This window comes from Pseudoalteromonas sp. SR45-6 (genome assembly GCF_014163545.1).
Lineage (GTDB): Bacteria > Pseudomonadota > Gammaproteobacteria > Enterobacterales > Alteromonadaceae > Pseudoalteromonas > Pseudoalteromonas rhizosphaerae.
On record NZ_JACJDM010000038.1, the window covers coordinates 1 to 26,175 of the forward strand.

Annotated in this window: 24 protein-coding genes; 10 read left to right on the forward strand and 14 right to left on the reverse strand. The window is 41.4% G+C overall.

Annotation, left to right across the window (positions count from 1 at the left end):
* Positions 1-45 precede the first annotated feature (45 nt).
* Positions 46-1,677 carry an endonuclease gene (locus H5158_RS15450; protein ID WP_182740369.1) on the reverse strand — a complete coding sequence of 544 codons (1,632 nt, stop codon included), beginning with the start codon at positions 1,675-1,677 and terminating at the stop codon, positions 46-48.
* 407 nt (positions 1,678-2,084) lie between these two features.
* On the opposite strand from H5158_RS15450, the gene H5158_RS15455 reads away from it, so the two are divergent.
* The 5 genes from H5158_RS15455 (at position 2,085) to H5158_RS15475 (ending at position 7,854) form a co-directional block, all read left to right on the forward strand.
* Positions 2,085-3,893, forward strand: a complete 1,809-nt coding sequence (locus H5158_RS15455; RefSeq protein WP_182740370.1) for an assimilatory sulfite reductase (NADPH) flavoprotein subunit — start codon at positions 2,085-2,087, stop codon at positions 3,891-3,893.
* Between the two features lie 62 nt (positions 3,894-3,955).
* Positions 3,956-5,653: an assimilatory sulfite reductase (NADPH) hemoprotein subunit gene (gene cysI, locus H5158_RS15460; protein WP_149980449.1), complete on the forward strand. Its 1,698-nt coding sequence runs from the start codon at positions 3,956-3,958 to the stop codon at positions 5,651-5,653.
* Between the two features lie 42 nt (positions 5,654-5,695).
* The gene (locus tag H5158_RS15465) at positions 5,696-6,436 is read left to right on the forward strand and encodes a phosphoadenylyl-sulfate reductase (RefSeq protein ID WP_182740371.1); all 741 of its coding nucleotides are present in this window, start codon (positions 5,696-5,698) and stop codon (positions 6,434-6,436) included.
* 104 nt (positions 6,437-6,540) lie between these two features.
* Positions 6,541-7,278 carry a transporter substrate-binding domain-containing protein gene (locus H5158_RS15470; protein WP_182718972.1) on the forward strand — a complete coding sequence of 246 codons (738 nt, stop codon included), beginning with the start codon at positions 6,541-6,543 and terminating at the stop codon, positions 7,276-7,278.
* Positions 7,279-7,323: 45 nt separating this feature from the next.
* Entirely contained in the window at positions 7,324-7,854 is a 531-nt protein-coding gene (locus H5158_RS15475) for a DUF4124 domain-containing protein (RefSeq protein WP_182740372.1), read from the forward strand.
* On the opposite strand, the gene H5158_RS15480 is transcribed toward H5158_RS15475, so the two are convergent.
* From H5158_RS15480 to H5158_RS15500, 5 genes are all read right to left on the reverse strand, one after another.
* A complete protein-coding gene (locus tag H5158_RS15480) occupies positions 7,851-8,723 on the reverse strand; it encodes an ABC transporter substrate-binding protein (protein WP_182718974.1) in 873 nt (290 codons plus the stop codon). The genes H5158_RS15475 and H5158_RS15480 overlap by 4 nt on opposite strands.
* On the reverse strand, positions 8,707-8,943 hold the full coding sequence (locus H5158_RS15485; protein ID WP_149980454.1) for a hypothetical protein: 237 nt from the start codon (positions 8,941-8,943) through the stop codon (positions 8,707-8,709). The genes H5158_RS15480 and H5158_RS15485 overlap by 17 nt, the downstream gene beginning before the upstream one ends.
* Positions 8,944-9,068: 125 nt before the next feature.
* Positions 9,069-11,816 (reverse strand): aconitate hydratase AcnA, encoded by a 2,748-nt coding sequence (acnA, locus tag H5158_RS15490; protein ID WP_182740373.1) that lies wholly within the window; start codon positions 11,814-11,816, stop codon positions 9,069-9,071.
* Between the two features lie 197 nt (positions 11,817-12,013).
* On the reverse strand, positions 12,014-12,433 hold the full coding sequence (locus H5158_RS15495) for a hypothetical protein (protein ID WP_149980456.1): 420 nt from the start codon (positions 12,431-12,433) through the stop codon (positions 12,014-12,016).
* 83 nt (positions 12,434-12,516) lie between these two features.
* Positions 12,517-12,900, reverse strand: coding sequence for an RNA-binding S4 domain-containing protein (locus tag H5158_RS15500; RefSeq protein ID WP_182740374.1), 384 nt, complete (start codon positions 12,898-12,900; stop codon positions 12,517-12,519).
* 257 nt (positions 12,901-13,157) lie between these two features.
* Here H5158_RS15500 and H5158_RS15505 point away from each other — a divergent pair, with 257 nt between their 5' ends.
* Complete coding sequence (locus H5158_RS15505) at positions 13,158-13,445, forward strand: hypothetical protein (protein WP_182718976.1); 288 nt, start codon at positions 13,158-13,160, stop codon at positions 13,443-13,445.
* Between the two features lie 56 nt (positions 13,446-13,501).
* A complete protein-coding gene (locus H5158_RS15510) occupies positions 13,502-14,167 on the forward strand; it encodes a hypothetical protein (protein ID WP_182740375.1) in 666 nt (221 codons plus the stop codon).
* Here the strand turns inward: H5158_RS15510 and H5158_RS15515 are convergent.
* From H5158_RS15515 to glnA, 5 genes are all read right to left on the reverse strand, one after another.
* Entirely contained in the window at positions 14,164-14,622 is a 459-nt protein-coding gene (locus H5158_RS15515) for a cyclic nucleotide-binding domain-containing protein (RefSeq protein WP_182718978.1), read from the reverse strand. The genes H5158_RS15510 and H5158_RS15515 overlap by 4 nt on opposite strands.
* Positions 14,623-14,650: 28 nt before the next feature.
* Positions 14,651-16,036, reverse strand: coding sequence for a nitrogen regulation protein NR(I) (gene ntrC / locus H5158_RS15520; protein WP_145237940.1), 1,386 nt, complete (start codon positions 16,034-16,036; stop codon positions 14,651-14,653).
* An 18-nt stretch (positions 16,037-16,054) separates the two neighbouring features.
* Positions 16,055-17,125: a nitrogen regulation protein NR(II) gene (glnL, locus tag H5158_RS15525; protein ID WP_145237942.1), complete on the reverse strand. Its 1,071-nt coding sequence runs from the start codon at positions 17,123-17,125 to the stop codon at positions 16,055-16,057.
* A gap of 90 nt (positions 17,126-17,215) precedes the next feature.
* Positions 17,216-17,728 carry a DUF4124 domain-containing protein gene (locus tag H5158_RS15530; protein ID WP_246175485.1) on the reverse strand — a complete coding sequence of 171 codons (513 nt, stop codon included), beginning with the start codon at positions 17,726-17,728 and terminating at the stop codon, positions 17,216-17,218.
* A gap of 132 nt (positions 17,729-17,860) precedes the next feature.
* Positions 17,861-19,267 carry a glutamate--ammonia ligase gene (glnA, locus tag H5158_RS15535; RefSeq protein ID WP_182718979.1) on the reverse strand — a complete coding sequence of 469 codons (1,407 nt, stop codon included), beginning with the start codon at positions 19,265-19,267 and terminating at the stop codon, positions 17,861-17,863.
* Between the two features lie 519 nt (positions 19,268-19,786).
* Between glnA and typA the strand changes: the two genes are divergently transcribed.
* Complete coding sequence (gene typA / locus H5158_RS15540) at positions 19,787-21,610, forward strand: translational GTPase TypA (protein ID WP_182740376.1); 1,824 nt, start codon at positions 19,787-19,789, stop codon at positions 21,608-21,610.
* Between the two features lie 453 nt (positions 21,611-22,063).
* Here the strand turns inward: typA and H5158_RS15545 are convergent, their stop codons facing one another.
* Positions 22,064-22,792, reverse strand: a complete 729-nt coding sequence (locus tag H5158_RS15545) for a CBM9 family sugar-binding protein (RefSeq protein WP_182740377.1) — start codon at positions 22,790-22,792, stop codon at positions 22,064-22,066.
* Between the two features lie 194 nt (positions 22,793-22,986).
* Between H5158_RS15545 and H5158_RS15550 the strand changes: the two genes are divergently transcribed.
* Positions 22,987-23,262 carry a hypothetical protein gene (locus H5158_RS15550; protein ID WP_182740378.1) on the forward strand — a complete coding sequence of 92 codons (276 nt, stop codon included), beginning with the start codon at positions 22,987-22,989 and terminating at the stop codon, positions 23,260-23,262.
* Here the strand turns inward: H5158_RS15550 and H5158_RS15555 are convergent.
* Both H5158_RS15555 and H5158_RS15560 read right to left on the reverse strand, forming a co-directional pair.
* The gene (locus tag H5158_RS15555) at positions 23,257-24,348 is read right to left on the reverse strand and encodes an MBL fold metallo-hydrolase (RefSeq protein ID WP_182740379.1); all 1,092 of its coding nucleotides are present in this window, start codon (positions 24,346-24,348) and stop codon (positions 23,257-23,259) included. The genes H5158_RS15550 and H5158_RS15555 overlap by 6 nt on opposite strands.
* A 177-nt stretch (positions 24,349-24,525) precedes the next feature.
* Positions 24,526-25,182 (reverse strand): DUF2959 domain-containing protein, encoded by a 657-nt coding sequence (locus tag H5158_RS15560; RefSeq protein ID WP_145237960.1) that lies wholly within the window; start codon positions 25,180-25,182, stop codon positions 24,526-24,528.
* An 88-nt stretch (positions 25,183-25,270) separates the two neighbouring features.
* On the opposite strand from H5158_RS15560, the gene H5158_RS15565 reads away from it, so the two are divergent.
* Positions 25,271-26,164 carry a virulence factor BrkB family protein gene (locus H5158_RS15565; protein ID WP_182740380.1) on the forward strand — a complete coding sequence of 298 codons (894 nt, stop codon included), beginning with the start codon at positions 25,271-25,273 and terminating at the stop codon, positions 26,162-26,164.
* The last annotated feature ends 11 nt before the right edge of the window (positions 26,165-26,175 follow it).

A 26,175-nucleotide genomic window follows, 5' to 3' on the forward strand; every position in this document is an offset into this window, starting at 1 on the left:
CCGCTGACCGCTGACCGCTGACCGCTGACCGCTGACCGCTGACCTTTACCAAATCATCTCAACAAATTCTGGATGATCGATATATGGATTGCGGTTGCCTTGATGCTCATAAGCGGCTTGGTTTCTATCTAGTTCAAGTTGACTGACTGGATCGTCGTTATGCCAATTAACCAACATAGTCACTACCCAATTCTCAAACACTTGGTTACTAGAGCCGTTAAGCACGGCATTACTAGCCGTGGTGTTGTTTTGCCAAGTACCAATGACGTTTTCGTAGCGGGTTGCCATATAGAAGTAGGCGCGAGCAAAGTCACCTTTAAACTCATCGATTGGCTCAAATACTGTGCCTGAGTAATTAATCGAGCTTGCTGCGCTGCCAAGTTTACTGCCATTGCTTGAGGTGAAACTGGCGCTGCCTACTTCGCCAAATGGGTAATTGCTACGTTTTGAATTAACATAACCATCGGTTGCAAAAATATGATGTACGTCTGAGTTCATAGGCTCATTTGTGCCGCCAAACCAACTTTTCGGAAATGAATGTTCGCGGTTATAACAATCAGCTTCACTATTGTAAGTGCCGCATTGATCACTTACAGCGACATAGTTATAGCTGTCTTGACCGGTGGGATTTTCTGAATAGCGATCGAGTATTGAATTGTCATTTTCAAAGTACTTATCCCGTGAAGCAAGATCGTAAAAACTCCAAATAGCTGAATAACCTTGTGAGTTGTGACCTTTAATAATGTTATAAAGCGCCGTTTTAAGTGTATAGCCCGTTAAACCTTGTGCTGTAACATAGTAGCCAGTTGGCTCGCTGGGTGGCGTTTCTGGGTTGGTATTATCACCAAGTATAAAGGGAGTTGCTTCACTGCTTTGAAAACTACTGCCGTTAGCCAATGTTGTTTGGGCGGATGTTAGCGCGTAGCTGCCATTACCAAATGAACAGCAAATACCGTCGCCGTAACTATCAAAAATACTAAATGTGTAATCGCCATCAACTAAGCAAGCTTGCTCTGTATAGCTGTTGTTGCCACTATAACTGCCACCTGACGCAACTGCTATGCCTTGGGCGTTAGTGATCTGCCAGCTAGTCTCTTCGCCATAGTTATCAGTTGTCAGTGCTAAGTTAACGGTGTTATCAGCACAACCGACTGGTGGCGGTGGGGTGGTATCACTAGAACCTGGTGTAAAACTATCCACATAAATAGTTTCACTGCCATCAAAGCCGCTGACATCGTAAAAACGCAGGCCCACGGTAATCGTAGCATTGCTGGTTGCTGTATATGTATAGCTTATTTGTTGCCACTGATTTAATAACGCTGGATTTGAATAGCCTTGATAGCCGTCGGCAATTAAGCGCGCTTTAATGCCGCCTTCGGTGTGATAAACCCAGCTTGAGAATAAGTAGCTTTTGCCGGCCTCAACAGTAACTTCTTGCAGTAAATCAGTATTGCTTTGACTAGCGGTATTAACCACTACTTTTGCAGCAAGAGCTCCTGAATTCACTATGCTATTTGAAGCTGATAGTGTAATGCCTGAGTCAATCGTACTCCAGCCGTTTGGGCTATTACTTAACCAGTTTTCAAAGTCACCATTATTAATGCTGGCCATGCAGGGAAGTGCTGTAGCTAACATAGCACTGCTGAGTATGAGTTTTCTATATGCCCCGTGTGACATAGTGTTTCCTTATTGTATTTATAGTCGGCGCACAGAATGTGGCCAAATCCACTATAGCCTACTCGAGGTTTGTTGCAAAAAAGTTAATTTGCATTTTGAAAAAAATGAAGTGAATAAATTTTTGTATGATATTTCTGATCGGCTAAGCGTGGTGCTGAAATCATCAGCAGTTATTTTTACCTTTTAATCTGTTTTTACTGGTTAATTTATAAATTAATAACTAAATGGAATAACAAAGCAGATTCTATTCTTTTTTTATTGGCGCGTACCCCGTTATTCTTCACACTCAGAGAAATCTTTAGGGCCTGAGTTATTTGCCTTAAAGGCGACACAAATTTTAGGCAAAATGATTACTGCAATCAGTGATCATTTTGCAGATAACTTTCAGGGTTACGGGGAATTAATTCATGTTGTTAGGTCAACTCAATGCCGCGGCAAGTCCGCTATCGCAAGAGCAAGTACAAAAGCTGCAAGGTTTAGTGGCTGAGCTTAATCCAATTCAGCAAGCTTGGGTAAGTGGCTACCTTGCTGCGAATGCCAATACGGCGGCCTTAGGTGGTGTTGTAGGTGCTGCGCCAAGTGCTGGAGATGCAGCTGCATTGACCATTTTATATGGCTCACAAACCGGTAATTCAAAAGGTGTAGCGACTAAGCTCAAAGAGCAAGCGGAGTCTCGTGGTTTAGCTGTTAAGTTAGTTAGCATGGCTGATTACAAACCAACGGCCCTGAAAAAAGAAAAATTCTTAACTGTCGTTGTTTCTACTTACGGTGAAGGTGAGCCGCCGGAAGATGCCGAAACATTACATGAGTTTTTAGCAACCAAAAAAGCGCCTAAGCTTGATGGCGTTAAAATTGCGGTTATAGGTTTAGGTGATTCAAGCTATGAGTTCTTCTGTCAAACAGCAAAAGACTTTGAACAGCGCTTAAATAAGCTCGGTGCAGAAACCATTTATCAGCGTGCTGATTTAGACGTTGATTACGATGATGAAGCCGCCAGCTGGATCAGCGGAGCACTTGATGCATTTGAACCTGATTTAAAAGCACAGCAAGGCGCAACAGGTGGGCAAGTAGTGTCATTTGGTGCACCAGCAACAGCTGCCAGCCAATATACTAAGCAAAACCCATTTCCAGCAGAGCTTAGCCTAGTGCAAAAGATCACCGGTCGAGATTCAACCAAAGATGTGCGCCATGTTGAGATTTCACTGGAAGGGTCTGATATTACTTACACACCGGGTGACTCGCTGGGTGTGTACTTCTTAAATGATGAAGCACTGGTTGATGAAGTACTGACACTGACGCAAATTGATGCTGCAAGCCAAGTTAAAATCGCTGATGAAGAGCTCAGTGTTCGTGATGCACTGATTGAAAAACTTGAATTGACTCAGTCATACCCTGGCTTTGTGGAAAAGTACGCGATAGCGACAGGCACACCTGAGTTATTAAAGCTGGTTGAAGATAAAGCGGCAATGCGTGAATACATCGAGCCTCGTCAAATCTATGATGTGATCCGCCAAAATCCAGCCAAGCTTGAAGCACAAACTTTAGTTGATTGCCTACGCAAACTACAAGCGCGTTTATATTCTATCGCTTCAAGCCAAGCTGAGGTTGAAGATGAAGTGCATTTAACCATTGGTCTAGTTGAATTTGAGGCATTCGGTAGTGAGCACTTAGGTGGTTGTTCGGGTTATTTAGCACGTCGTGCCGAAGAAGGCTGTAGAGTAAAAGTATATAGCGAGCATAACGATAACTTCCGTTTACCTGCTAACGACGAAACGCCAGTGATCATGGTCGGCCCTGGTACTGGTATTGCGCCGTTCCGTGCTTTCTTACAAGAACGTGATGCCCGCGAAGCATCCGGTAAAAACTGGTTATTCTTTGGTAACCCACACTTTACCCAAGATTTCTTATATCAAGTAGAAATTCAAGGTTACTTAAAATCAGGGCTGCTAAGTAAAGTTGATGTGGCGTTTAGCCGTGACCAAGCAGAGAAGGTCTACGTGCAAGACAAGCTACGCCAAAACAGTAAAGACGTATTTGCATGGCTAGAAGCGGGCGCGCATTTATATATTTGCGGTGACGCTAATCGAATGGCAAAAGACGTGCACAATGCGTTGGTTGATATTATTAGCGAGAACACAGGTAAGAGCTATGAAGATGCAGATCAATACTTGAAAGATTTGCGCAGCGCTAACCGCTATCAGAAAGACGTGTACTAAGCGCACGTTGTTTATTTTATTAAAAGCTAACAGCCGTCACTGTAACAAATTTAGGATTAAACATGAGCGAACAAGATAAAAACGTAAAGCTTTCTGATAACGAGCGCTTGAAAAGAGAAAGTAACTTTTTACGTGGCACAATTGAACAAGACTTAAAAAATGAGATCACCGGTGGTTTCACTGCGGATAACTTTCAGTTAATTCGTTTCCACGGTATGTATCAGCAAGATGACCGTGATATTCGTGGTGAGCGTGCTAAGCAAAAGCTTGAGCCATTACACAACGTCATGTTACGTGCACGTATGCCTGGCGGTATCATCAAGCCAGAGCAATGGTTAGCAATTGATAAGTTCGCTGATGAAAAAACCAGCTACGGTAGTATTCGTTTAACAACTCGCCAAACGTTTCAGTTTCATGGTGTGTTAAAGCCAAATATAAAAGGCATGCACCAAATGTTGGATAGCGTGGGCATTGACTCAATCGCAACAGCGGGTGATGTAAACCGTAACGTACTATGCACTACTAATCCGGTTGAATCTGAGCTGCATCAAGAAGCGTATGAGTGGGCAGCGAAAATTTCTGAGCACTTGTTACCAAAAACTAAAGCGTATGCTGAAATTTGGCTAAACGGCGAAAAAAGCGAAACCACAGAAGAGCCAATTTTAGGTTCAACTTACTTACCACGTAAGTTTAAAACCACAGTGACTATTCCACCGAACAACGAAGTGGATGTGCATGCGAATGACTTAAACTTTGTCGCGATTGCTGATAACGGTAAATTAGTTGGTTTTAACGTGCTAGTAGGTGGTGGTCTTGCTATGACTCACGGCGATACTGCAACGTATCCACGTAAAGCCGATGATTTTGGTTTTATCGCACTCGAAGATACGCTAAAAATTGCTGAGCATGTGGTGTCTGTACAGCGCGACTGGGGTAATCGCTCAAACCGTAAAAATGCAAAAACTAAATACACCTTAGATCGTGTAGGTACTGATGTATTTAAAGCGGAAGTAGAGCAACGTGCAGGGGTTAAATTTGCACCAAGCCGCCCTTATGAGTTTACTCATCGTGGCGATCGCATTGGTTGGGTTGAAGGTATTGATGGTAAGCATCACTTAACCTTATTTATCCAAAGTGGTCGTATTTTAGATTTTCCGGGTAAACCACTGAAAACAGGTTGTCGTAAAATTGCTGAAATTCACCAAGGTGATTTTCGTATGACGGCAAATCAAAACTTGATCATTGCCGGTGTGCCTGCTGATCAAAAAGCAATAATTGAAAAAATAGCGCGTGAACACGGTTTGATTGATGACAAAGATTCAGAGCAGCGAAAAAACTCAATGGCCTGTGTTTCACTGCCGACTTGCCCTTTAGCGATGGCGGAAGCCGAGCGTTATTTACCAAGCTTAATTGAAAAAACTGAAGCGCTGCTTGCTAAACACGGTATTCCTGATGATAGTATTATCATGCGTGTTGTTGGTTGCCCGAATGGCTGTGGCCGCGCAATGTTGGCTGAAGCAGGGTTGGTGGGTAAAGGACCTGGCAAATATAACGTTTACTTAGGTGGCAATCTTGAAGGTACTCGTATTCCTAAGTTGTATTTAGAGAATGTCGGTGAAGACGTGTATTTAGAGGCCTTTGATAAATTAATAGGTCAATGGGCAAGTGAGCGTAACGACGGCGAATGTTTTGGTGATTTTGTGATCCGCAAAGGCATTGTTGCTGAAGTTAAAGTCTCAGTCACCGATTTCTACGCATAATTTAAAGCAAGCGTTCGCGCTTGCTAAGGTTTGGAATTTACTATGAGTGAATTTAAAAACATTTTACAGCTTGATAAAGAAAGCCAAGTAACACTGCTTGCTGATGCTAACGGCATATTAAAAGATATGAGCGCTGAACAGCGTGTAGCATGGGCACTGGAAAACTTGCCAGATACGCAGTTTTTATCATCAAGCTTTGGTATTCAAGCCGCGGTAATGTTGCATTTAGTAACGTCACAAAAAGCCGATATTCCAGTGGTGCTAACTGATACAGGTTATTTATTTCCAGAGACTTATCAGTTTATTGAGCAAATGACCGAACGCTTATCACTAAATTTGAAAGTGTATAAGTCGCAGTTAAGCCCAGCTTGGCAAGAAGCCAAGTTTGGTAAGTTATGGGAGCTAGGCGAAGCGGGTATTAAACAATATAACCAGCTTAATAAAGTTGAGCCAATGACTCGCGCATTAAAAGATATAAATGCAGGTACTTGGTTTAGCGGCTTGCGTCGTGACCAATCATCGACACGTGCTGACAAGCAAGTTGTTGAAATTAGCCGTGGCACGGTAAAGGTTTATCCAATCATTGAATGGTCAAATCGCGATGTTTATCAGTACCTGACTAAACATGACTTACCATACCACCCATTATGGGAGCAAGGTTATGTGTCAATGGGCGATGTGCATACTACGCGTAAACTAGAGCCAGGTATGACCGAAGAAGAGACCCGTTTTTTTGGTCTAAACCGCGAATGTGGCCTACACATTGATGGTGATGGGATCTAATCTTACGGTTATCATTAAATTCCTAAAGCGCAGCCTACTAGCTGTGCTTTATTTTTTTGACTACAGTATAAAGTAAGTAGCCATTAGCTTTGTGTGCATCATTGATGAATAGATACTTTGCTATCTTGTTTTTATTTTTTCCAAACCACTCTTTTGCTGACACCTTTCGTGTTGCGTTACCTGATGAGAATTATCCCCCATATCACATTATTGGAGGCGCTAAAAAAGGACTGTTGAATGAGTTAATAACCCAGTTTGCTGAGCAGCACTCCCTTACTATTGAGTATACATATGTCCCTGAAATGCGCTCGGAGAAAATGGTTTGTAATGGTGAGGTTGATGCGCGTATGGAATCTGAAAGTTGGCTCTTGACAGCCCATAAGTATTATTGGAGTCAAGAAATTGTGATGGTTGAAGATGTCATGGTGGTGACCCATGGTGCAAACCCCAGTGATTTTCAAGATGAAAAAGTGCTGCATAATGGTGTACTGCTAGGGCGCTTTGGTTATGTATATCCTGAATATGAGCCATTGGTGCGTGATCAAATCCTACATCGTGAGAACTTTTATTCGGATCTAGATGTATTACAGAGTCTTTATAATGATAACCATATTAGTAGACGTTTTACTATTATGTCGCGCGCGGTTTTTGATTGGTACGTCAATAAATACCCTAAATTCTCAGCTCTTGGTGTAAGTGCTTTTAATGTCGGTGAGGCGCCTTTGCAGCTACAATTTGCACATACTGAGCGTGGCAAGAAGCGGGCAAAAGAATTTAATGATTTTTTACAAAGCTTGAAAGATAATGGTGACCTAGCTAAAATCATAGCTCGCTATCAATGATAGTAAGAAAATAGAAAGAAAAAAATTTAACTCAAAGGATTGAAGATGAAGTATTTTGCGTACCTAGCGATTATGGTATTGCTGATCAGTGTCGCGGCATTATTTTACTTGCAACGACCCGATGGCCAAACGTGGTTAACCAGTGATGGTATTAGTAGTAAATCAAATCAGCTAACAGAGCAAATGGTTGAGTTATCAAGTGACACCTTTGCTATAGCTGCCAAATTGGTCAGTGAGACTAGTCAAAAAGTTGTTGAATCAATTACCGATGAAAGCTCAGTAGCAACGACCGTTATTTATAAATGGCAAGATCAGCAAGGGCAATGGCATTACTCCGATCAGCCTAATCCTAACGGTACAAGTGAAAAAGTAATTCTAGATCCGCGTGATATTACGGTAACTGCCGCAGAAGATACGTCTATTTTAAAAGGTACCTCAAAAACAACTAATATGTCTTTAATGCCAAACTCAAGCAGTGTTTATGATCCCGTGGTGATGAAAAAGCTGTTTGAAGATGCAGAGCAAGTGAAAGAACAGTTAGAGCATCGCACTAAATCGTTAGATGAGACGCATTAATTTGCTTCAATAGCGTTGTTTTGCTGTGTTTTTTCGGGCTGTGTTACAAAAAATTGTTGCTTAATGATTGGCAGGTTATAAGCTTTTAACCAACGCTCAGTAGCTATCATTAGTTCTCCTGAAGCAACTAACCTTGTCAGGCCTTCATCAAAATTATCTCTGACAGACTTATCTTGAAAAACAATGTAAGAGCCTTGATAGTTTAAAATATCGCGATATATAAAACTTGTAGGGTCAAGTTGGGTGTTTGTTGATGTATGCCAGTAGAGCATTAAATAATCACCGATACGGACATCGATCTTATTGGTAAGTAACTGTTTATTTAGGGCTTGTTGATTTCCTACTTCACTATAGTGAGTGAATACCTGTGTCGCCATGTTTTTATACTCAGCACCAAAGATATCGCTCGCCCCTATAAAACTACCGACTCTTAAATTTTTCAAATCGTTCAGCGTAGTTACTTTCTCGGTCCATGCAGAACGGAGCATGGTCACGCGGTTCATAAATCGCACACGATAACGAGAAGTAAAGGCGTGTGCAGCTGGTTGTGCCGTATAGTTGATCGCGATATCAGCGACTTTATTGTTGAAGTAGCGTTGAATAGCATCATTATTTAACGGCACCAACTGCGGGTTTTGATAGCCTTGTATCCGTAACACTTGAACCACAAGCTGATCGAAGTAACCATTACCGGTTACGTTATCTTGCATGAAATAAGGTGCAAAATTACCGGATGCAATAATCAGTTTTTCATTTGCACGTAATTGAGTGGGTAAGCAAAGCACTAAAAGTGCCGCTATTAATAAAGTTTTAGAGGTGTTAAATGGTTTGATTAATTGCAAGACCTTGCTGCTATACATGTTGGTCATGTACAGCCTCTATGTTCATTAAAACAATAGTGAGGTAAATTTTTGTAGGCAGAGAAAATAGCACCCCAATAGCAATAAAAGCGGCGCTGATAATAATGCCATGAATACTATTTTGTTCACCAAACAGATCAGACACTAATAAATAATGTCCAGTCACAATAAGGCATATGCCAAGGACAATAAATACTTTTAGTACTTTGATGATCTTTTGCTCGGTCATAGTATGCAGGCGTTAATGATAAGATGAATTAAGTGTAGTTAATAATGAGTAAGCTGACTTGTTTTACATCAAAAAATTAAGGGCTAAGCAAATTAATTTTGCAAAGCCCTAATATTATAGATTAATTAGCTAGTTAACATATTACGCAATACATACTGTAAAATGCCGCCATGTTTGTAGTAATCCCACTCTTTGGGGGTATCAATACGGACATCGGCACTAAAGCTTAGTTTTTTTCCTTCGCTATTGGTGGCAACGACACTAACTTCCTTGGTTTTATCGTAGAGACCTTCGATATCGAACTGCTCTTGACCTGTTAACCCCAGTGATTCATGGCTCTCACCTGCTTTAAATTGCAGTGGTAGCACGCCCATGCCAATTAGGTTCGAGCGATGAATACGTTCATAACTTTGCGCAATGACCGCTTTAATACCTAATAATAGCGAACCTTTCGCTGCCCAGTCTCGTGATGAACCCGTACCATACTCAGCACCGGCAAGCACAACGAGTGGCACGCCTTGCTGTTGATACGCCATTGCAGCATCGTAAATACTGGCAAGCTCATCATCAGGTTGAGTGCGCGTTACACCGCCTTCGGTGCCTGGTGCAAGCAAGTTTTTTAAGCGTACATTGGCAAATGTACCGCGCATCATTACTTCATGATTACCACGGCGAGAACCGTATGAGTTAAATTGCGATTTATCTACGCCATTTTCTTGTAAGTATTCGCCAGCAGGCGCGCTTGCTTTAATTGCACCAGCAGGGGATATATGATCAGTAGTGACGGAATCGCCAAGTTTTGCTAAACAGCGAGCACCCGTAATAGTAGGGATGCCTGGTGGTTCTGTCGTCATGCCATCAAAAAACGGCGCTTTTTTAATATACGTTGAGGCATCATCCCAGTCATAAAGTTTACCATCAGGAATTTTGATTTGTTGCCAGCGATCATCACCCTTATAAACATTACCGTAACTGGTAGCGAACATTTCTTTAGTGACGGTTTTTTTCACCAGTTCATTCACTTCGCTGACACTAGGCCAAATGTTTTTCAGGTAAATATCGTTACCATTAGCATCTTGCGCAAGTGGTTCGTTATAAACATCGATATCTGTACGACCTGCAATCGCATAGGCGACAACTAAAGGTGGTGAGGCTAAAAAGTTCATTTTCACATCTTGGTGAATACGTCCTTCAAAGTTACGGTTACCCGATAAAATAGAGCTTACTACTAATTTGTGCTGTTGAATTGCCTCACTGATCTCATCGGCAAGCGGACCTGAGTTACCAATACAGGTAGTGCAGCCATAACCCACTAAATTAAAGCCAAGGGCATCTAAATCGTCCATCAAGCCTGCTTTTTCTAAGTAGTCAGTGACCACTTGCGAGCCAGGTGCCAGTGATGTTTTTACCCAAGGTTTTACGTTAATTCCTAATTGGCGAGCTTTTTGCGCGACTAAACCCGCAGCTAAAATAACGCTTGGGTTTGAAGTGTTGGTACAGCTAGTAATGGCAGCAATTACACAAGCGCCATCTTTTAACTCAAATTCTTGGCCTTTAAAGTTAACCTTTGCTGCGCCCATAAATTGCGCTTCGTTGGTTGGCTCATCAGGATTAGTGACAGGGCCTTCACTTTCGATACGTGATTGCTGTTCATCACTATTGTCGCGTTTAGCAAGACGTTCATCTTGAAAGGTTTTTAAATGATTGGCAATAACTTCGCCAGCTTGATCAAGGGCAATTCTGTCTTGTGGGCGTTTCGGACCGGCAAGGCTTGGCACTACATCGTTTAGATTTAATTCGAGCTTGTCGGTGTAATTTGCTTCATCGCCATCGTTACGCCATAGGCTTTGGTGTTTTGCGTAGTCTTCTATCAGTTTTAGCTGTGTTTCATCACGGTTGGTTAAACGAAGATAATTAATTGTTTCATCATCAATAGGGAAAATACCACAGGTAGCGCCGTATTCCGGTGCCATGTTGGCTATGGTTGCGCGGTCGGCCAGTGGTAAATCAGCAAGGCCATCGCCATAAAATTCTACAAATTTACCGACAACGCCATGCTTACGCAATATTTCAGTAACGGTCAGCACTAAATCGGTCGCTGTGGTGCCTTCCGGTAAACGGCCGTTGAGCTTCATACCCACCACTTGCGGGATCAGTAAGCTAATTGGCTGGCCTAGCATTGCAGCTTCTGCTTCAATGCCGCCTACACCCCAACCAAGTACGCCTAAGCCGTTGATCATAGTGGTATGTGAATCAGTACCGACTAAGGTGTCAGGGTAAGCAAATCTTTGCCCATTGCGCTCTTCATTAAAGACAACGCGAGCAAGGTATTCTAAATTCACTTGGTGAACAATCCCCGTTGCTGGTGGCACAACTTTTAAGTTATCAAAGGCTGTTTGACCCCAGCGTAAAAACTCATAACGTTCTTTATTGCGTTCGTACTCAAGCTTGGCATTTAAATCAAATGAGCCATCTTCACCATAACCGTCTACTTGTACTGAGTGGTCGATAACTAATTCCGCAGGGGATAATGGGTTTATTTTCGCAGGATCGCCGCCAAGTCTTTCCATAGCATCACGCATTGCGGCCAAATCGACGATTGCTGGTACGCCAGTAAAATCTTGCATCACCACGCGGGCGGGTGTAAATGCTACCTCAGCACTGGGCTTGGCTTGTGAATCCCAGTTTAGCAACGCTTCAATATCTTGTTTTTTAATATTTACGCCGTCTTCATTGCGCAGTAAGTTTTCGAGTAGGATCTTGAGCGAGAACGGCAGTCGCTTGGCTTTATCGCCTAAACCTTGCAGTGAATGGATATGAAACTGCTCACCGTTGATAGTGAGTTGTTTTTGGGTGTCAAAACTATTGTTCATTATGTGCCCCTAAGTTAGATGAATATCCTTAAATGGTACTTAAGTGGTAAATGTAACCTCTCTTTGAATAATTAAAATGCAAAGTACATACCAGTGTGTCTTTGCACGATTTTTATACAAGTAATAGGGTATATATGATGCTGAAAATTTATATTTCAAGCGTCAGCAGTAAAACAATAGCAACTCAATAGCGTGTTTTACAGTAGCCAACCTTGCTGTTTGCCTTTGTGGCTTAGCAGTAGCAGGATAATTGCAATTACGACTACGAATATTGGCATAAACACCGCGCTGGCACCGAGTAATTCAATACTATTAATAACAATGAAATTATAAAATTGCTGGATAAAAATCCCAGCGAGTGAGAGCGCAAAAAGCACTCGAGCAAGGGCTTTTTTAAGTAATAATAAAATACAGCCTAATACCCCACCAAAAACCGCGGTAGCGAATGCAATAGTTGACCAAATTGGTGTGTTTGAATATGCAGCTTGTTGTTCTATAGGGAGTTTACTTATCATGTCTGGAGTCATGAGCATTTGCATAATGAATGCAATTACCCCTAGCAAGTTCCAAATAAGGGCTGCCCAAGCGACAGATTTTAACCAGTGCGGAGGAGTCATACATTACCTTTTAAACTATTATTTAAAAAGTTATTAAAGGCGACTACGGCTACTTTTACAAGTTGCACGTAGTCTAAATTGGATTAGCCGAATGAAATAGGGCGACGGCCTGTTTTTTCATCCACTTTTGGTTTTTTGGTACGTTTACGCTTAGCTTTAGCAGGCGCGTTAGTAGCAGGCTCTGCACTTTGTTGTGGTTCAGGTTGCGTTGATGTAACAGCGCGTTCTGCTGGAATAGCACTTTCGCTTAATGTCAGTTGAAATTGCTCACCATCAAATTCAAGAATGTCGCCACTGTATAATTTTTTCCGCTTGATTGTACAAATTTCATGGTTAACGCCAACATAGCCTTCAGTGATAAGGTTTTTGGCTTGGCCGCCACCTTCGACTAAATCAAGAACTTTTAAGAGTTTGCATAGCTCAATTGGCTCTTCTTCTAATTCAATTTCAATATATTCGTCGTTCATGTTTGATCTCATTAAGGTAGGGCACAGCCTGTAGTATAAAGGCTGTGCGCGACTTTTGCATCAAGCTGCCAAAAGTATACAGGGCATTAAATAGAATTAATCTGAAACTTTTTTGAATTTTCTACCGTCTTTAAAAAAACGGTAGTAATTCAAGCGTAGTATCCGCGTCAGTAGCTGGCCTGTAATTTGCTATTCGTGTCGTATTCGATATTTAGTTGGTCATTTTATTACAAATGCCGCAGTACTGGAGATTTAAAATGGGTGTTAGATCAGCCATGAAAAAAGAGTTAATGGGCTTGGAGGGTTCAGGGTTTATGACCGCTGATGATGTAAGGTCTGAACTTAGCAAGATTGTAAAAAAAGCGCCTGATAGGTCAGATCGTGGTTTTTCTTTAATTTCACGTTTTAACGACAATCACAGCCAATTAAGTTGTGGTGAAAATAGTAAAGAAAAACTACTTGAGTTTCAACGTCACCGCTTGTTCAAGGATATTCTATATACCCGTAAAAGTGTGGATGCTTGGCTCAAAAGCCAGGTAAATTAACTTGCTATAAATAGTCACCCCGAATAGACTACAGATGTAATCTATTTGAGGTGACTATGAAATATGGCATTTTAATTGGCATACTGTTGTTGCTTTTAACAGCCTGTCAGCACCCTACAGTGTATGTTTATACGGAGGGGTTAACTGCTTTGCAAAAACAACAACTGACAGAGCAACTACAACAGCAGACCTTGCCTTTTCAATTTACTGAACTGGCAGTACCCAAAGAGTTTAGCGCTGCGACATTATTAACCTCAGAAGATAAAATACTTACTGCTGAAACAGAGCAGCTTGCAAATATTATGCAAGCAATGGGTTATCAGCCGCAGCTTAATTATGTGTCGGTGGCAAATCATCACTATAGCGATGGCAATATTGGCTTTTACTTACGTGGTGAGCAAATAGAGCAAGGTTTTGAGATGCCGCAACAGCTGCATACTACTGGTTGCGTTGAAGACCGCTACAATAACCTTAAAGTCAGATTTTTTGATAACTTGGTTGAATTTACTTTACTAAACGGTGCCCGCGCTCAGTTAGTTTGGCAGCGTTATGAAAATTATTTAGTCATCAATTATAGAGATACTGCGCAGTCATACACGCATTCAACCCCTTTGGTTGCAACGCCTTTTGGTGAAAAACCCTCAGATACATTTCGCTATAACGCACACATTGCAGGGCCGCAATGGTTAAACTGTTCGCTACAGGTTGTGTATATGGATTAGCCGCGTGACTCGAGGTAATCGCTTAATTTAGCAATACGTCCACTCATCCCTTCGATAATGCGGTCTTTAATTTTTTCGCGGATCACATTTGGTAAACGTATTAGTGCTTCGCTGGTAATCGCCAGTACTATGGTATCGCTTTTAGCACGAGCACTGGTGCTGTGCTCGCGGTTATTTATAAATGCACCTTCACCAATAAATTCGCCGGGTTCAATGGTGCCTAAATCCATCAAATGACTATGTTTAAATACCACAATAGCGCCGCTGAGCACGATATACAGTTGTTTGTCGTTATCAAACTGTTTAAACACAAAGCGATCTTTATTGATTAAGTATAAGTGACTGAATGACTCCAGTAATACTTGGCGCTCATTGAGGCTGAACTCTCTAAAAAAACTCAGCCTATTAAGTATCTCCATCTGCTTTATTAATGGAATATGCTCGATTAACTTCAACTTATTTTCCTTCGTTTGAGCAGGGAAGTTAGTTGATATTGCGCTCTTTTAATTTACGGGTCAATGTATTGCGGCCCCAGCCTATTTTTACTGCGGCTTCTTGTTTATGTCCTGCACAGTTTGCCAATGCGGTTTTAATTAGGCGGGTTTCTAATTGCGCTTGTACATTAGGCCAGATGTTTTCTTTGCCTTGCTTAAGCTCTAGGTTAAGCCATTGTTGAAAGGCATCAAGCCAATCACCCTCTTGTTGAGTCTCGTCAATTGCTAAGATCTCTGGAGGTAAGTCTTGCTCACTCACAAGCTCGCCGGGAGCCATAACAGTAAGCCAGCGGCAGGTGTTCTCTAGTTGACGAACATTGCCAGGCCAGTTGAACAAGCGTAGTAAGTCGGTGGCTTTTGAGCTGAGAATTTTGCTTTCGACTTGTAAGTCTTTGGCGCTTTTATGTAAAAAATGCTGTGCTAAGCGTTCAATGTCTTCGGTACGTTCACGCAGTGCAGGTAGGCGCAGGCGCACAACATTTAAGCGATGAAATAAATCGTCTCTGAATTTGCCTTGTTTTACTAAGTCTTCAAGGTTTTGGTGAGTCGCGGCAATGATCCGGACATCAACTTTAATACTTTGATGGCCACCAACACGATAAAACTCACCATCAGCTAAAACACGCAGCAAACGGGTTTGTACATCCAGCGGCATATCACCAATCTCATCTAAGAATAGCGTACCGCCATTGGCTTGCTCAAAGCGACCTTTACGTACGCTATCAGCACCAGTAAAAGCGCCTTTTTCATGGCCAAATAGCTCTGATTCAACCAATTCTTTTGGAATAGCTGCCATGTTTAAGGCAATAAACTGGTTTTCTTTGCGTGGGCTGTGGTTATGTAAAGCACTGGCTACCAATTCTTTACCGGTACCAGATTCACCATTGATAAGTACGCTCATACTTGATGCTGACAGCTTACCTATTGCCCGAAATACTTCCTGCATGGCTGGCGCTTCGCCAATGATATGGGCACTTTTAGGTGGTGCGGGTTTACGTTTTACTTTTTTAGTTGAGTTAGCGCGACACGCGCTTTCTACTAACGCAACGGCTTCATTTAAATCAAATGGTTTGGCTAGGTATTCAAAAGCACCTTTTTGAAACGCATTTACCGCTGAATCTAAATCTGAATGCGCAGTCATGATGATCACTGGCAAGCCTGGGTTTTGTTCAGCGATCAGTTCTAATAATGCCATACCATCCATACCAGGCATACGTACATCAGACACCAGTACCGTAGGTTGGCTAAACTTTAATGCTGACAGCACGTCTTGTGCATTAGAAAAACTTTCAGCATTAAATCCTGCGCGAGTTAGTGCTTTTTCAAGTACAAAGCGAATAGATGCATCATCATCAACCAGCCAAACTGTTTTCATGCAAACTCCAAAAACCGATTAATCCGCAAAAGGCAGATATATATTAAACTCTGTATGACCTGGCCAGCTATCGCATTCTATATAGCCGTTGTGTTGATCGATCAAGGTTTGTGCAATCGAGAGACCTAAGCCAGAACCACCTTCTTTGTTGGTGATCATCGGGTAAAATAATGTCTCTTTGATGCTGGAATCGATACCTGGTCCGTCATCTGAAATTTGGATCAGCAGTGCCTTTTTAGGGGCTTTTCCGGGGCGACGTTGCTGGTGATTAATACGTGTTTTAATTTTTATCACGCCACCACCGACTAACGCTTGTTGTGCATTTCGAACGATGTTAAGTACTACTTGCTGAATTTTACCTTGGTCAATATAGACATCAGGTATACTTGGGTCGTAATCTTTCTCCAAGCTAATATTGGCGCAATTATCTAATGTACTTAGTTTAATTACAGACTCTAAGGTTTGATGAATATTACCGTATGACTTTTGTGGTAATTGATTCGGGCCCAGTAGCCTGTCAACAAGCTCTCGTAAGCGATCGGCTTGTTCAATAATTAATTCTGCACATTCATCCCGTTCTTGCTGATCAACCTCATACTGCAATAATTGCGCCGCTCCGCGAATTCCGCCTAAAGGATTTTTGATTTCATGAGCAAGCCCTCTAATTAGGTTACGTGCTGCTTGATATTGATGCATTTGATTAGAAGCTTGATCGTGGCGAATTTCATCATCAGTTTGGCGACACTCGAATAAAATAAAATACTCATTTTGTAACTTCACGCGACGCGAACTAATTGCCAGTTTGGCATGACGAGAATCAACAAAAACCACGTCAGCTCTGTGCTGGTGGCAATCTACACCATCTACCAAAGAGTATTGTGCAATGCGTTTAAGGTCAATGGAATGGTAATTAAAAAGACTGTCAAACGGTTGATTGAGGATACGTTTAGGGCCTAATCCTAACAGTTCACTGGCGCTATTATTAGCGTAAATAAGGGTGAATTGTTGATCAAGTAAGATCACTGCCGTTGACAGGTTTTGCCAAATGCTAGTTAGTAACTCAGGGTTAAAATTTTTATTATCGGGCATGATTGCACCATTTTAGTGCGTTGATGATTGTTAGCAGCTTAGCACAAATATTTTAAGTAAATTATGGTCTTTGATAGAAATACATGGTTTTTATAAAGACGATGCTCTATGCATATAAAATGTGCTCACTGGACTAACAGAGACAACAGAGCCTTGTGGGTCAAATAGCTTCAGTTGCAATGTGTGTTCGCCACGGTTTACCTCGCGCAGAGCAAAAGTACTGATATTGCTAGGTTCTGCGTACGGTGCGCCATCAACTAGTAGTTGAATTTTAAAACCATTCTCAAAGCGTGGTGTTATACGGCTAGTTACATACACTGAACCGGTATTTTCACGAACAGTGCCTTGATCGGCAGGGGAAGAAATAACCGCTTTATAGCTTTTCACAGCCGCTGGTTGCTGTTCATCTAAAATGCTTGTATCAACAGTCGGCATCGACAAACTTTGATTGGTGAGCTTGATTTCTTGCGCACCTGGTTTAGGAGTATCTGAAAATACTGATACGCCATTTTTATCTTTCCAAGAATAAATTTTCTTATCGCCAGAATAGCCATAAAAGCTGATTAAAATCAGAGTTACTAGTAATAAAAGCGTCTTTTTCACCTTGTCACCTTGCATTTTTTGCACTAATTAAACTTTAGTGGAGAATGGGAAAATTAGCCATAAAAAAAGCCCGCAGAACGGGCCTTGAGAACACACATATATTATCTATAAGATAATTTTTCTACAGCCTAATTAACAGCTGTAGTACATTTCGAACTCAACAGGGTGAGTCGTCATGTTAAGCTTTTCAACTTCTTTAGACTTAAGCGCAATGTAAGCATCGATTAAATCGTTAGTGAATACACCACCTTGATTTAAGAACTCACGGTCAGCATCTAGAGACGCAAGCGCTTCTTGTAGTGAAGTTGCAACTGTTGGGATTTCTGCTGCTTCTTCTGCTGGTAAGTCGTATAAATCTTTATCCATTGCATCGCCAGGGTGGATCTTGTTTTTGATACCATCAAGGCCAGCCATAAGCATTGCAGCGAAAGCAAGGTATGGGTTAGCTGTTGGATCTGGGAAGCGTACTTCGATACGACGACCTTTTTCTGATGGAACCACTGGGATACGGATTGATGCAGAACGGTTACGTGCAGAATATGCAAGCATTACTGGCGCTTCAAACCCTGGTACTAAACGTTTGTACGAGTTAGTAGACGCATTTGCAAAAGCATTGATTGCTTTAGCATGCTTGATAATACCACCGATGTAGTAAAGCGCTTCTTCAGAAAGACCGCCGTACTTGTCGCCTGCGAATAAGTTAACACCGTCTTTAGCTAAAGACTGGTGACAGTGCATACCAGAACCATTGTCACCAACTATTGGCTTAGGCATGAAGGTAGCTGTTTTGCCATATAAATGAGCCATGTTATGGATAACATATTTCATTTCTTGGATTTCATCCGCTTTTAATACCATAGTGTTAAAGCGAGTTGCGATTTCGTTTTGACCAGCTGTAGCCACTTCGTGGTGATGCGCTTCTACAACTTGACCTAGCTCTTCAAGAACTAAACACGTCGCTGAACGCCAATCTTGGAAATCATCAACTGGAGCAACAGGGAAATAACCACCTTTCACGCCTGGACGATGGCCAGTGTTGCCGCCTTCGTAGCTTTTATCTGAGTTCCAAGCTGCTTGCTTAGAATCAATCTTGTACATTGAACCTGACATATCAGTTTTGTATTTGATGTCATCAAATACGAAGAACTCTGGCTCAGGACCAAATAGCACGGTATCAGCAATACCAGTAGAACGCATGTACTCTTCAGCGCGCTTAGCAACTGAACGAGGATCACGCTCATAACCTTGTAATGTGCCAGGTTCAACAACATCACAACGTAAAATTAAAGTAGCTTCTTCTGTGAAAGGGTCTAATTTAGCAGACTCAGCAACAGGTAGTAATACCATGTCTGATTCGTTAATGCCTTTCCAACCAGCAATTGAAGAACCGTCAAACATTTTGCCGTCTTCAAAGAAATCTTCATCTACTTGGTGATGAGGAATAGAAACATGTTGCTCTTTACCTTTGGTATCAGTAAAGCGTAAATCAACGAACTTAACGTCATTTTCTTTAATAAAATCTAAAACCGATTGTGACATGTGTCCTCCAACTGTTGGGTTTTATTTTGCTGCATAATTGCTTTTGCTTTTATAGTAAGCGGCTTTTATGCCATTTTTATAGTGCATTGTTTTTTAAGGTTAAAAAATAAGTTATACATCCAGCTTTTATATGTTTTGCACCATATTGGATCGGATTGTGATCATTTTGGTGCGTCAGTGTGGTCACTTCTCTTTGGCGCTAAATTGTATAGATTATAAACACCAACATAAAGCTAACTTACTCACCAAATACTGCCAAATTATGACAATAATAGCTAGGAATGAGCAAAATAGTGACAAATTGAAAAATTAAATTAATTAAAATGTCATATATAAAACAGATACTTATTAGAAGTATGAAGAAAGTTGTGAAATATATATTGGATAAACTTTCATCCATGTCATTAATGAGGGATAATATGCGCCCTTTTAAATCCTATGCTGGGACATCTCGTGAAAACGCAGGTGAGTGCGTAGATCTTGCAGGATCATTGAGAATTAATTTCTCTGAGTAAAAATATGAGCATCGAAAAGTTAAGAAATATAGCGATTATCGCGCACGTTGACCACGGTAAAACAACATTGGTTGACAAACTACTTGAGCAATCAGGTACATTAGAAACACGCGGCGGTAACGAAGAGCGCGTGATGGACTCAAACGACATTGAGAAAGAACGTGGTATTACCATTTTGGCTAAAAACACAGCCATTTCATGGAATGACTACCATATCAATATCGTAGACACCCCTGGACACGCCGACTTTGGCGGTGAAGTTGAACGCGTACTTTCGATGGCTGACTCAGTATTACTACTTGTTGATGCTCAAGAAGGTCCAATGCCACAAACGCGTTTCGTTACGCAAAAAGCATTCGCGCAAGGCTTAAAGCCAATCGTTGTTATCAATAAAATTGATAAGCCAGGTGCACGTCCTGATTGGGTTATGGATCAAATCTTTGATTTATTCGACAACCTAGGCGCAACTGACGAACAGTTAGACTTTAAAGTTATCTATGCATCAGCAATCAACGGCTGGGCAACATTAGATTTAGACGAGCCATCAGAGAACATGGAACCTATGTTCAAGATGATCGTTGACGAAGTATCACCACCGGATGCAGATCCTGAAGGTGACTTCCAAATGCAGATTTCGCAACTTGATTACAACTCATATGTTGGTGTAATCGGTGTTGGCCGTATCAAGCGTGGTTCTGTTGCAGTAAACCAACAAGTTACTATCATCAGTGCTGATGGCACTAAACGTAACGGTAAAATCGGTTCTGTACAAAGCTACCTAGGTCTTGAGCGTATCGAAACTGAACGTGGTTATGCTGGTAACATCGTAACTGTTACTGGTATCGGCGAACTTAAGATTTCAGACACTGTTTGTTGTCCTACTAATGTTGAAGCATTACCACCACTAAGTGTTGATGAGCCAACAGTAACAATGACGTTCTCTGTTAATAACTCTCCTTTCTGTGGTAAAGAAGGTAAGTTTGTAACATCACGTAATATTCGTGAACGTTTAGACAAAGAATTAGTACACAACGTAGCACTTCGTGTTGAAGATACTGCAAACCCAGATAGCTTCCGTGTTTCTGGCCGTGGTGAATTACACTTAGGTATCTTAATCGAGAACATGCGTCGTGAAGGTTACGAGCTAGCGGTTTCTCGTCCTGAAGTAATCTTACGTACTGTTGATGGCGTTCTTGAAGAACCGTATGAAACAGTAACGATTGACTGTCAAGAAGAGCACCAAGGTTCTATCATGGAGCAAATCGGTCTTCGTAAAGGCGAGCTTACTGACATGGCACCAGATGGTAAAGGTCGTATGCGTATGGACTTTATGATCCCAAGCCGTGGCTTAATCGGTTTCCAAACTGATTTCATGACGCTTACATCAGGTTCAGGCCTTATGTACCATACTTTCGATCACTACGGTCCGCACAAAGGTGGCGAGCTAGGTGTTCGTAAGAACGGCGTAATGATTGCAAATGCAACAGGTAAAGCACTAACTAACGCATTGTTTAACTTACAAGAGCGCGGCCGTTTATTCATCGGTCACGGTATTGAAGTTTACGAAGGTATGGTTATCGGTATTCATAGCCGTGATAACGACCTTACAGTTAACGCGCTTAAAGGTAAGCAACTTACTAACGTTCGTGCATCTGGTACAGATGAAGCACAAACATTAACACCAGCACTTAACTATTCACTTGAGCAAGCGCTTGAGTTCATTGCTGATGATGAGTTAGTAGAAGTAACGCCATTAAACATCCGTATTCGTAAACGTCATTTAACTGAAAATGAGCGTAAACGTGCGGGTCGTGCGCCTAAATCATAATCTATTAATTTAGAACAATGATTTTAAAAGCCGCTGTATTGTAAAATACAGCGGCTTTTTTGTGGTTATTAGTTAGCGAGAGTAAAGTTAGCGAGAGTAAAGTTTGTGAGGGGAGAGCTGTAAGCTATAAGCGGTCAGATTAGAACAGCGTAGTTGGCTAGATTGGTGTTTGTATAGCTATTAGGTAAAAACCGCTAGATTTTATAAACCATGCAACATAACCTCTTTCCTCTAAAAGTGCAGCGCCTCTTATCCTCTTTGTGAATAACTGACTTAAAGATTTTTTGCACAAGGAGAAGAAAATGAGCAGTAAAAGAGGAAGGGCTTTTAAAGTAGCTGATAATGCAAAGCCCCTGTTTTTGTTAGCGGGGTATTTTTTCGTTGGGTTTCGCTGCGCTCAACCTAACCTTGCTTAACTTGATAACTTTACTCTAGTTGACTCGCCAACTCCTATCACTTTTTCGGTAATAACGTAATCTTTCCAAATACGCTGGCGTCGATATAGCCTAGGTTGCGGCTGCCATTTACGGGTTGTACTTCATGCGAACCCATAAAGTGCTCACGAATTTTACTGCCGTCGTTATCGCAGTAGGCGAGCATAAAGCCGATGACTTGTTTTGCCGTTAATTTAAGCGGGGTGTTTTGCGCGCCTTCTTGGAAATCATTCGGGTAGAGCTTAATGGCTACTTCCCATGTGATGTTATATGGGGCGGTACTGTTTCGTTGCCAGTGGCTGATTAAATGATCTGTGTATAAATGGGGTTTTTTATCAGCTCCGAAATCGGCAGCTTGGTTATCAAGACCAATGTGATAGGCAAACGCAGTATGATTGAACTGATGGTTACCGCCAGATGCGTCGCTATCAATAAACACTTCTAAGGCATCATCGTCCCAGTACTTATCGGTAGGATCTGGATGGGTATCAATTAGTACATCATCCACAATATCGGCTTGTAAATACAGGTGGTTTTCATCCCAAAGTAACTTGTAGCGGCCTATAAAGTCTTTATCTGAGTCAGGCAAGGTGCCATCCATAAGAAAAGGCATAGGCTGCCATTTTGCTTGGTCCCATGCGCTTTCAGATACACCGTCAATAGTAATTGGTGTTGCTGTATGCTCTACATCGATAGCCATAGCGGCGTTGCTCATTAATAGGCTTAAGGTAAGCGCGGCTGTTTTCATCTAATTCTCAAAGTTTCTTATTTTGTTTATGGCTTAATAGTGACTGAAACAAAAATTGAAAACAACAGACATAATGTTCAGGTATAAAATTACTGGTAGTAATGGATCGTAAGTGAGTACAGTTTTTTACATTGTTGAGTGTAATTAACAGCTAAAGTAATGGCACTACTAGAATTAATATAAAAGGAATAATTGTGGCTAACGTATTGTTGTTGATTGTGGCTATGTTGTTATCTGGCTGTACTTCGTCGCAAGTAATGAGCTCAGGTTGTGACTTTGTTGTTGGTAGTGCGCAAAGTCAGCAACGGCAAGTGCAGAACCACTCGCTTGATAGCTCAGAGACACACCAAACAGCGAATATAATTAATGGTTTTTTTAGTATGTTACTTGGGCCAATACATCGCTCTCTCGGTGATGATGAATGTAAGGCGGAAGAGCAATCGTATCAGTACCCAAGTATTGTTTTATAGTGCGACACTTTGCCCTTCATTTAAAATATACAGCGGGATTTGTGACTTCATCTCATCATACATATGCAATAAGCGCAGCAATGCAGAATGGCTGCTGTGATCGCCCATCTTCCAACTTGAGTTGCCATAGCCCCAAGGTATCATAACTTTACAATTAAGCTGCTGTGCAGCTGTTAAGGCATCCTCAGGAGTAGTATGTACATAACGATACCAGTTGCCATTCTCTTCGTGGTAATAAGAGGCAATCGGCATTAAACAGATATCAATATCACCGTATTTTTGTTGGATATCCTTAAAATGTTGGGAGTAGCCAGTATCGCCTGCAAAAAATAAAGTGCTGCCATTTTGCTCAAGTAACCAGCCATTCCATAAATCTTTATCGCGATCTTCATAAATAAAAGGTACCAGCACGCGGGCGCTAAAATGATGTGCAGGTAGCGCATGAATGGTTAAATCATCAATGTTAGTGTTTGCGTACCACGCCATTTCGCTAATATTAAAACCACCGGTAGGAAAGTTATCTGCCATACCAAGTGGTGTTAAGTAGCGAGGTTTATTACCGATGCTTTCAATGTCTGCTTTATTGAAGTGATCGTAATGAATATGAGAATAAATTACTGCGTCTAGATTGTTAAGTTCGCTTTCGCTAAGCCAGTCCCCAGGCTTACGATAAAACCCAGATGCAAGCCGAAAAGCTAAATCAACAGGGGAGTCAAATTGCTCTTTTACTGGGTCAAATACAACTTGCTGGCCGTTAGGAGTGTTGATCATAAACCCGGCGTGACCGAGCCAGCGAACTGTGTAGCCGGTATTTAGTTGTGGTGCTAGTTGCGCGCCTTGATAGAGGCAGTTTTCACCCGGAGTTTCACATATCAAGTTAGCATTACTTGGGTAACAATCACTTTCGCAGCTAATCGGATAGGTTTTTTTCCCTGGATAGAGGTTGTGGTAGCGCCCAGCCTGTTCACCCTCTTGATGAAGTGGCACAACAGTATCAGCGCCTGCAATTCTTTGCACATGATTGGCAGTGCAACACGCAGCTAATAAACTTGATGCGATAATTAAACTAACTGCACGTATTTTCATTGTTTAATGTTTTTATAATTCTAATTAGGTAGAATTGTAGCAAAAATAGCCGATGAAAAAACACTTAAAAAGTAACAAGATATAACAACAAAAAAGCCTACATAAATGTAGGCTTTGATTACTCTGCGACTAGCAAACTAGCGCTCTTGATAAGTGACAGGCAAACTCACAGCTGATTTAGCCTGCTTTACTCATTTGCTCAATAAATTTATTTGAATCAGCAATCGACTTGTTCATGTCATCCATTAACACTTTGATGTCGCGCTTAAGATTAGTGAATTCACCTTGAATGGCTGATACAGCTTGTGCATTAAGGTTATGCTTCAAGTATAAAACATTGTCATGCAGTGATGACAGTACCGGCTCCATCTTGCTTTCAGCATTACGCATAGAGCGTAACAGTTTATCAAAGTCACGTTTGGTTGCGGTGAGCTTTTTATTACTTTCACGTTTAAGTGAAGCGTTAGAATATTGTTCTAATTCATCGCTCCATTCTTCAAACAATGCTTCAGCTACATCTTCAACTTTGTTGATGTTATTTGTAACGTCATTAGCAGCCGCAAGGCTAGATTCGTAGTCATCATTGAGTTGGTCATAGGCTGCTTGTACATCTCCACCATCAAAGTTAATCAATGTTGTTAAACGCTCAAGTGCAGATTGGAATTCCTCTTGAGACTCTTCTTGAGACTCTTTAGTTGCTTCTACGCGGTCCACTAAAATGTCACGCTTATGCACACCAACTGATTCCATAGCCGAGTAATATGCAGATTGGCAGCCAGATAAAGCCAGTGATAAGGCCAATATTGGTGCGCTGAGTAAAGTCAGTTTTTTCATCGAGATCCCTTTTTAAATCCGTTAGTGCTGTAAATTATGTGGTGGATTGCTATGATAATCAAAACTATTTTAGCAGAAAGTTAACTTTATGAATGAAAAGGTCGCACATTATAAACAGCAGTTGAGGGTACTTATACGTCAGCAGCCAACGTGGTGGATGCAGTATATTAATCGCTGTATTGACGACCAAATTACTGTAAATGCTGGTTATTTAGCCTATGTAACCTTACTTTCATTGGTTCCTTTAATTGCAGTTGGCGTGGCTATTTTCTCGGCTTTTCCTGGCTTTGAAGATACCCGTATTGCTATTGAAAACTTTTTATTTACTAACTTTGTGCCCACCTCATCAGATGTAATTAAAGAGCATATAACGTCTTTTGCAGGTAATGCGAATCAAATGACTGCTGTAGGTATTGGTTTTCTTGCAGCGATAGCATTGCTACTGATCCGTAATGTTGATGCGACACTGAATCGAATTTGGCGGATTAAAACCAAGCGACCAATGATGATTTCTTTCGCGGTATATTGGATGGTGTTGAGTTTAGGGCCATTGTTATTAGGCGCAAGTATTGGTGTTACTTCATATATTGTGTCGTTAGTATCATTTGCCGATCAGGGTATTCCGGGCTTTAGTGGCTTTTTATTAAAATTACTGCCTTATTTAATTTCTATGGCTGGCTTTATTATGCTCTATACTTTAGTGCCTAATACTCGCGTATCTTTTAAAGCTGCAGTACCAGGTGCTTTATTTGCAGCCTTGTTGTTTGAATTAACTAAAAAAGGTTTTGCACTTTATATCAGTCACTTTCCTTCATACGAAGTGATTTATGGTGCGGTGGCAACTATTCCAATTTTGTTTGTGTGGGTGTATTTGTCGTGGGTGGTTGTGTTACTCGGTGCAGAGTTTACAGTGTGCATTGGCCCTAAAAATATCGAAGATACACCCGATATTATCCTTGATGAGGGCGGTGCTAATAAGTAATTCACTGCATC

Bases quoted from the DNA above. Each gene is read 5' to 3' on its own strand.
- H5158_RS15545 (WP_182740377.1), bottom strand. From the start codon at position 22,792: ATGAAAACAGCCGCGCTTACCTTAAGCCTATTAATGAGCAACGCCGCT.
- H5158_RS15510 (WP_182740375.1), top strand. From the start codon at position 13,502: ATGAAATATGGCATTTTAATTGGCATACTGTTGTTGCTTTTAACAGCC.
- H5158_RS15480 (WP_182718974.1), bottom strand. From the start codon at position 8,723: ATGACCAACATGTATAGCAGCAAGGTCTTGCAATTAATCAAACCATTT.
- glnA (WP_182718979.1), bottom strand. From the start codon at position 19,267: ATGTCACAATCGGTTTTAGATTTTATTAAAGAAAATGACGTTAAGTTC.
- ntrC (WP_145237940.1), bottom strand. From the start codon at position 16,036: ATGAAAACAGTTTGGCTGGTTGATGATGATGCATCTATTCGCTTTGTA.
- H5158_RS15560 (WP_145237960.1), bottom strand. From the start codon at position 25,182: ATGAAAAAACTGACTTTACTCAGCGCACCAATATTGGCCTTATCACTG.
- H5158_RS15505 (WP_182718976.1), top strand. From the start codon at position 13,158: ATGGGTGTTAGATCAGCCATGAAAAAAGAGTTAATGGGCTTGGAGGGT.
- H5158_RS15450 (WP_182740369.1), bottom strand. From the start codon at position 1,677: ATGTCACACGGGGCATATAGAAAACTCATACTCAGCAGTGCTATGTTA.
- glnL (WP_145237942.1), bottom strand. From the start codon at position 17,125: ATGCCCGATAATAAAAATTTTAACCCTGAGTTACTAACTAGCATTTGG.
- H5158_RS15565 (WP_182740380.1), top strand. From the start codon at position 25,271: ATGAATGAAAAGGTCGCACATTATAAACAGCAGTTGAGGGTACTTATA.
- H5158_RS15465 (WP_182740371.1), top strand. From the start codon at position 5,696: ATGAGTGAATTTAAAAACATTTTACAGCTTGATAAAGAAAGCCAAGTA.
- H5158_RS15485 (WP_149980454.1), bottom strand. From the start codon at position 8,943: ATGACCGAGCAAAAGATCATCAAAGTACTAAAAGTATTTATTGTCCTT.
- H5158_RS15455 (WP_182740370.1), top strand. From the start codon at position 2,085: ATGTTGTTAGGTCAACTCAATGCCGCGGCAAGTCCGCTATCGCAAGAG.
- H5158_RS15555 (WP_182740379.1), bottom strand. From the start codon at position 24,348: ATGAAAATACGTGCAGTTAGTTTAATTATCGCATCAAGTTTATTAGCT.
- typA (WP_182740376.1), top strand. From the start codon at position 19,787: ATGAGCATCGAAAAGTTAAGAAATATAGCGATTATCGCGCACGTTGAC.
- acnA (WP_182740373.1), bottom strand. From the start codon at position 11,816: ATGAACAATAGTTTTGACACCCAAAAACAACTCACTATCAACGGTGAG.
- H5158_RS15500 (WP_182740374.1), bottom strand. From the start codon at position 12,900: ATGAACGACGAATATATTGAAATTGAATTAGAAGAAGAGCCAATTGAG.
- H5158_RS15470 (WP_182718972.1), top strand. From the start codon at position 6,541: ATGAATAGATACTTTGCTATCTTGTTTTTATTTTTTCCAAACCACTCT.
- cysI (WP_149980449.1), top strand. From the start codon at position 3,956: ATGAGCGAACAAGATAAAAACGTAAAGCTTTCTGATAACGAGCGCTTG.
- H5158_RS15475 (WP_182740372.1), top strand. From the start codon at position 7,324: ATGAAGTATTTTGCGTACCTAGCGATTATGGTATTGCTGATCAGTGTC.
- H5158_RS15495 (WP_149980456.1), bottom strand. From the start codon at position 12,433: ATGACTCCTCCGCACTGGTTAAAATCTGTCGCTTGGGCAGCCCTTATT.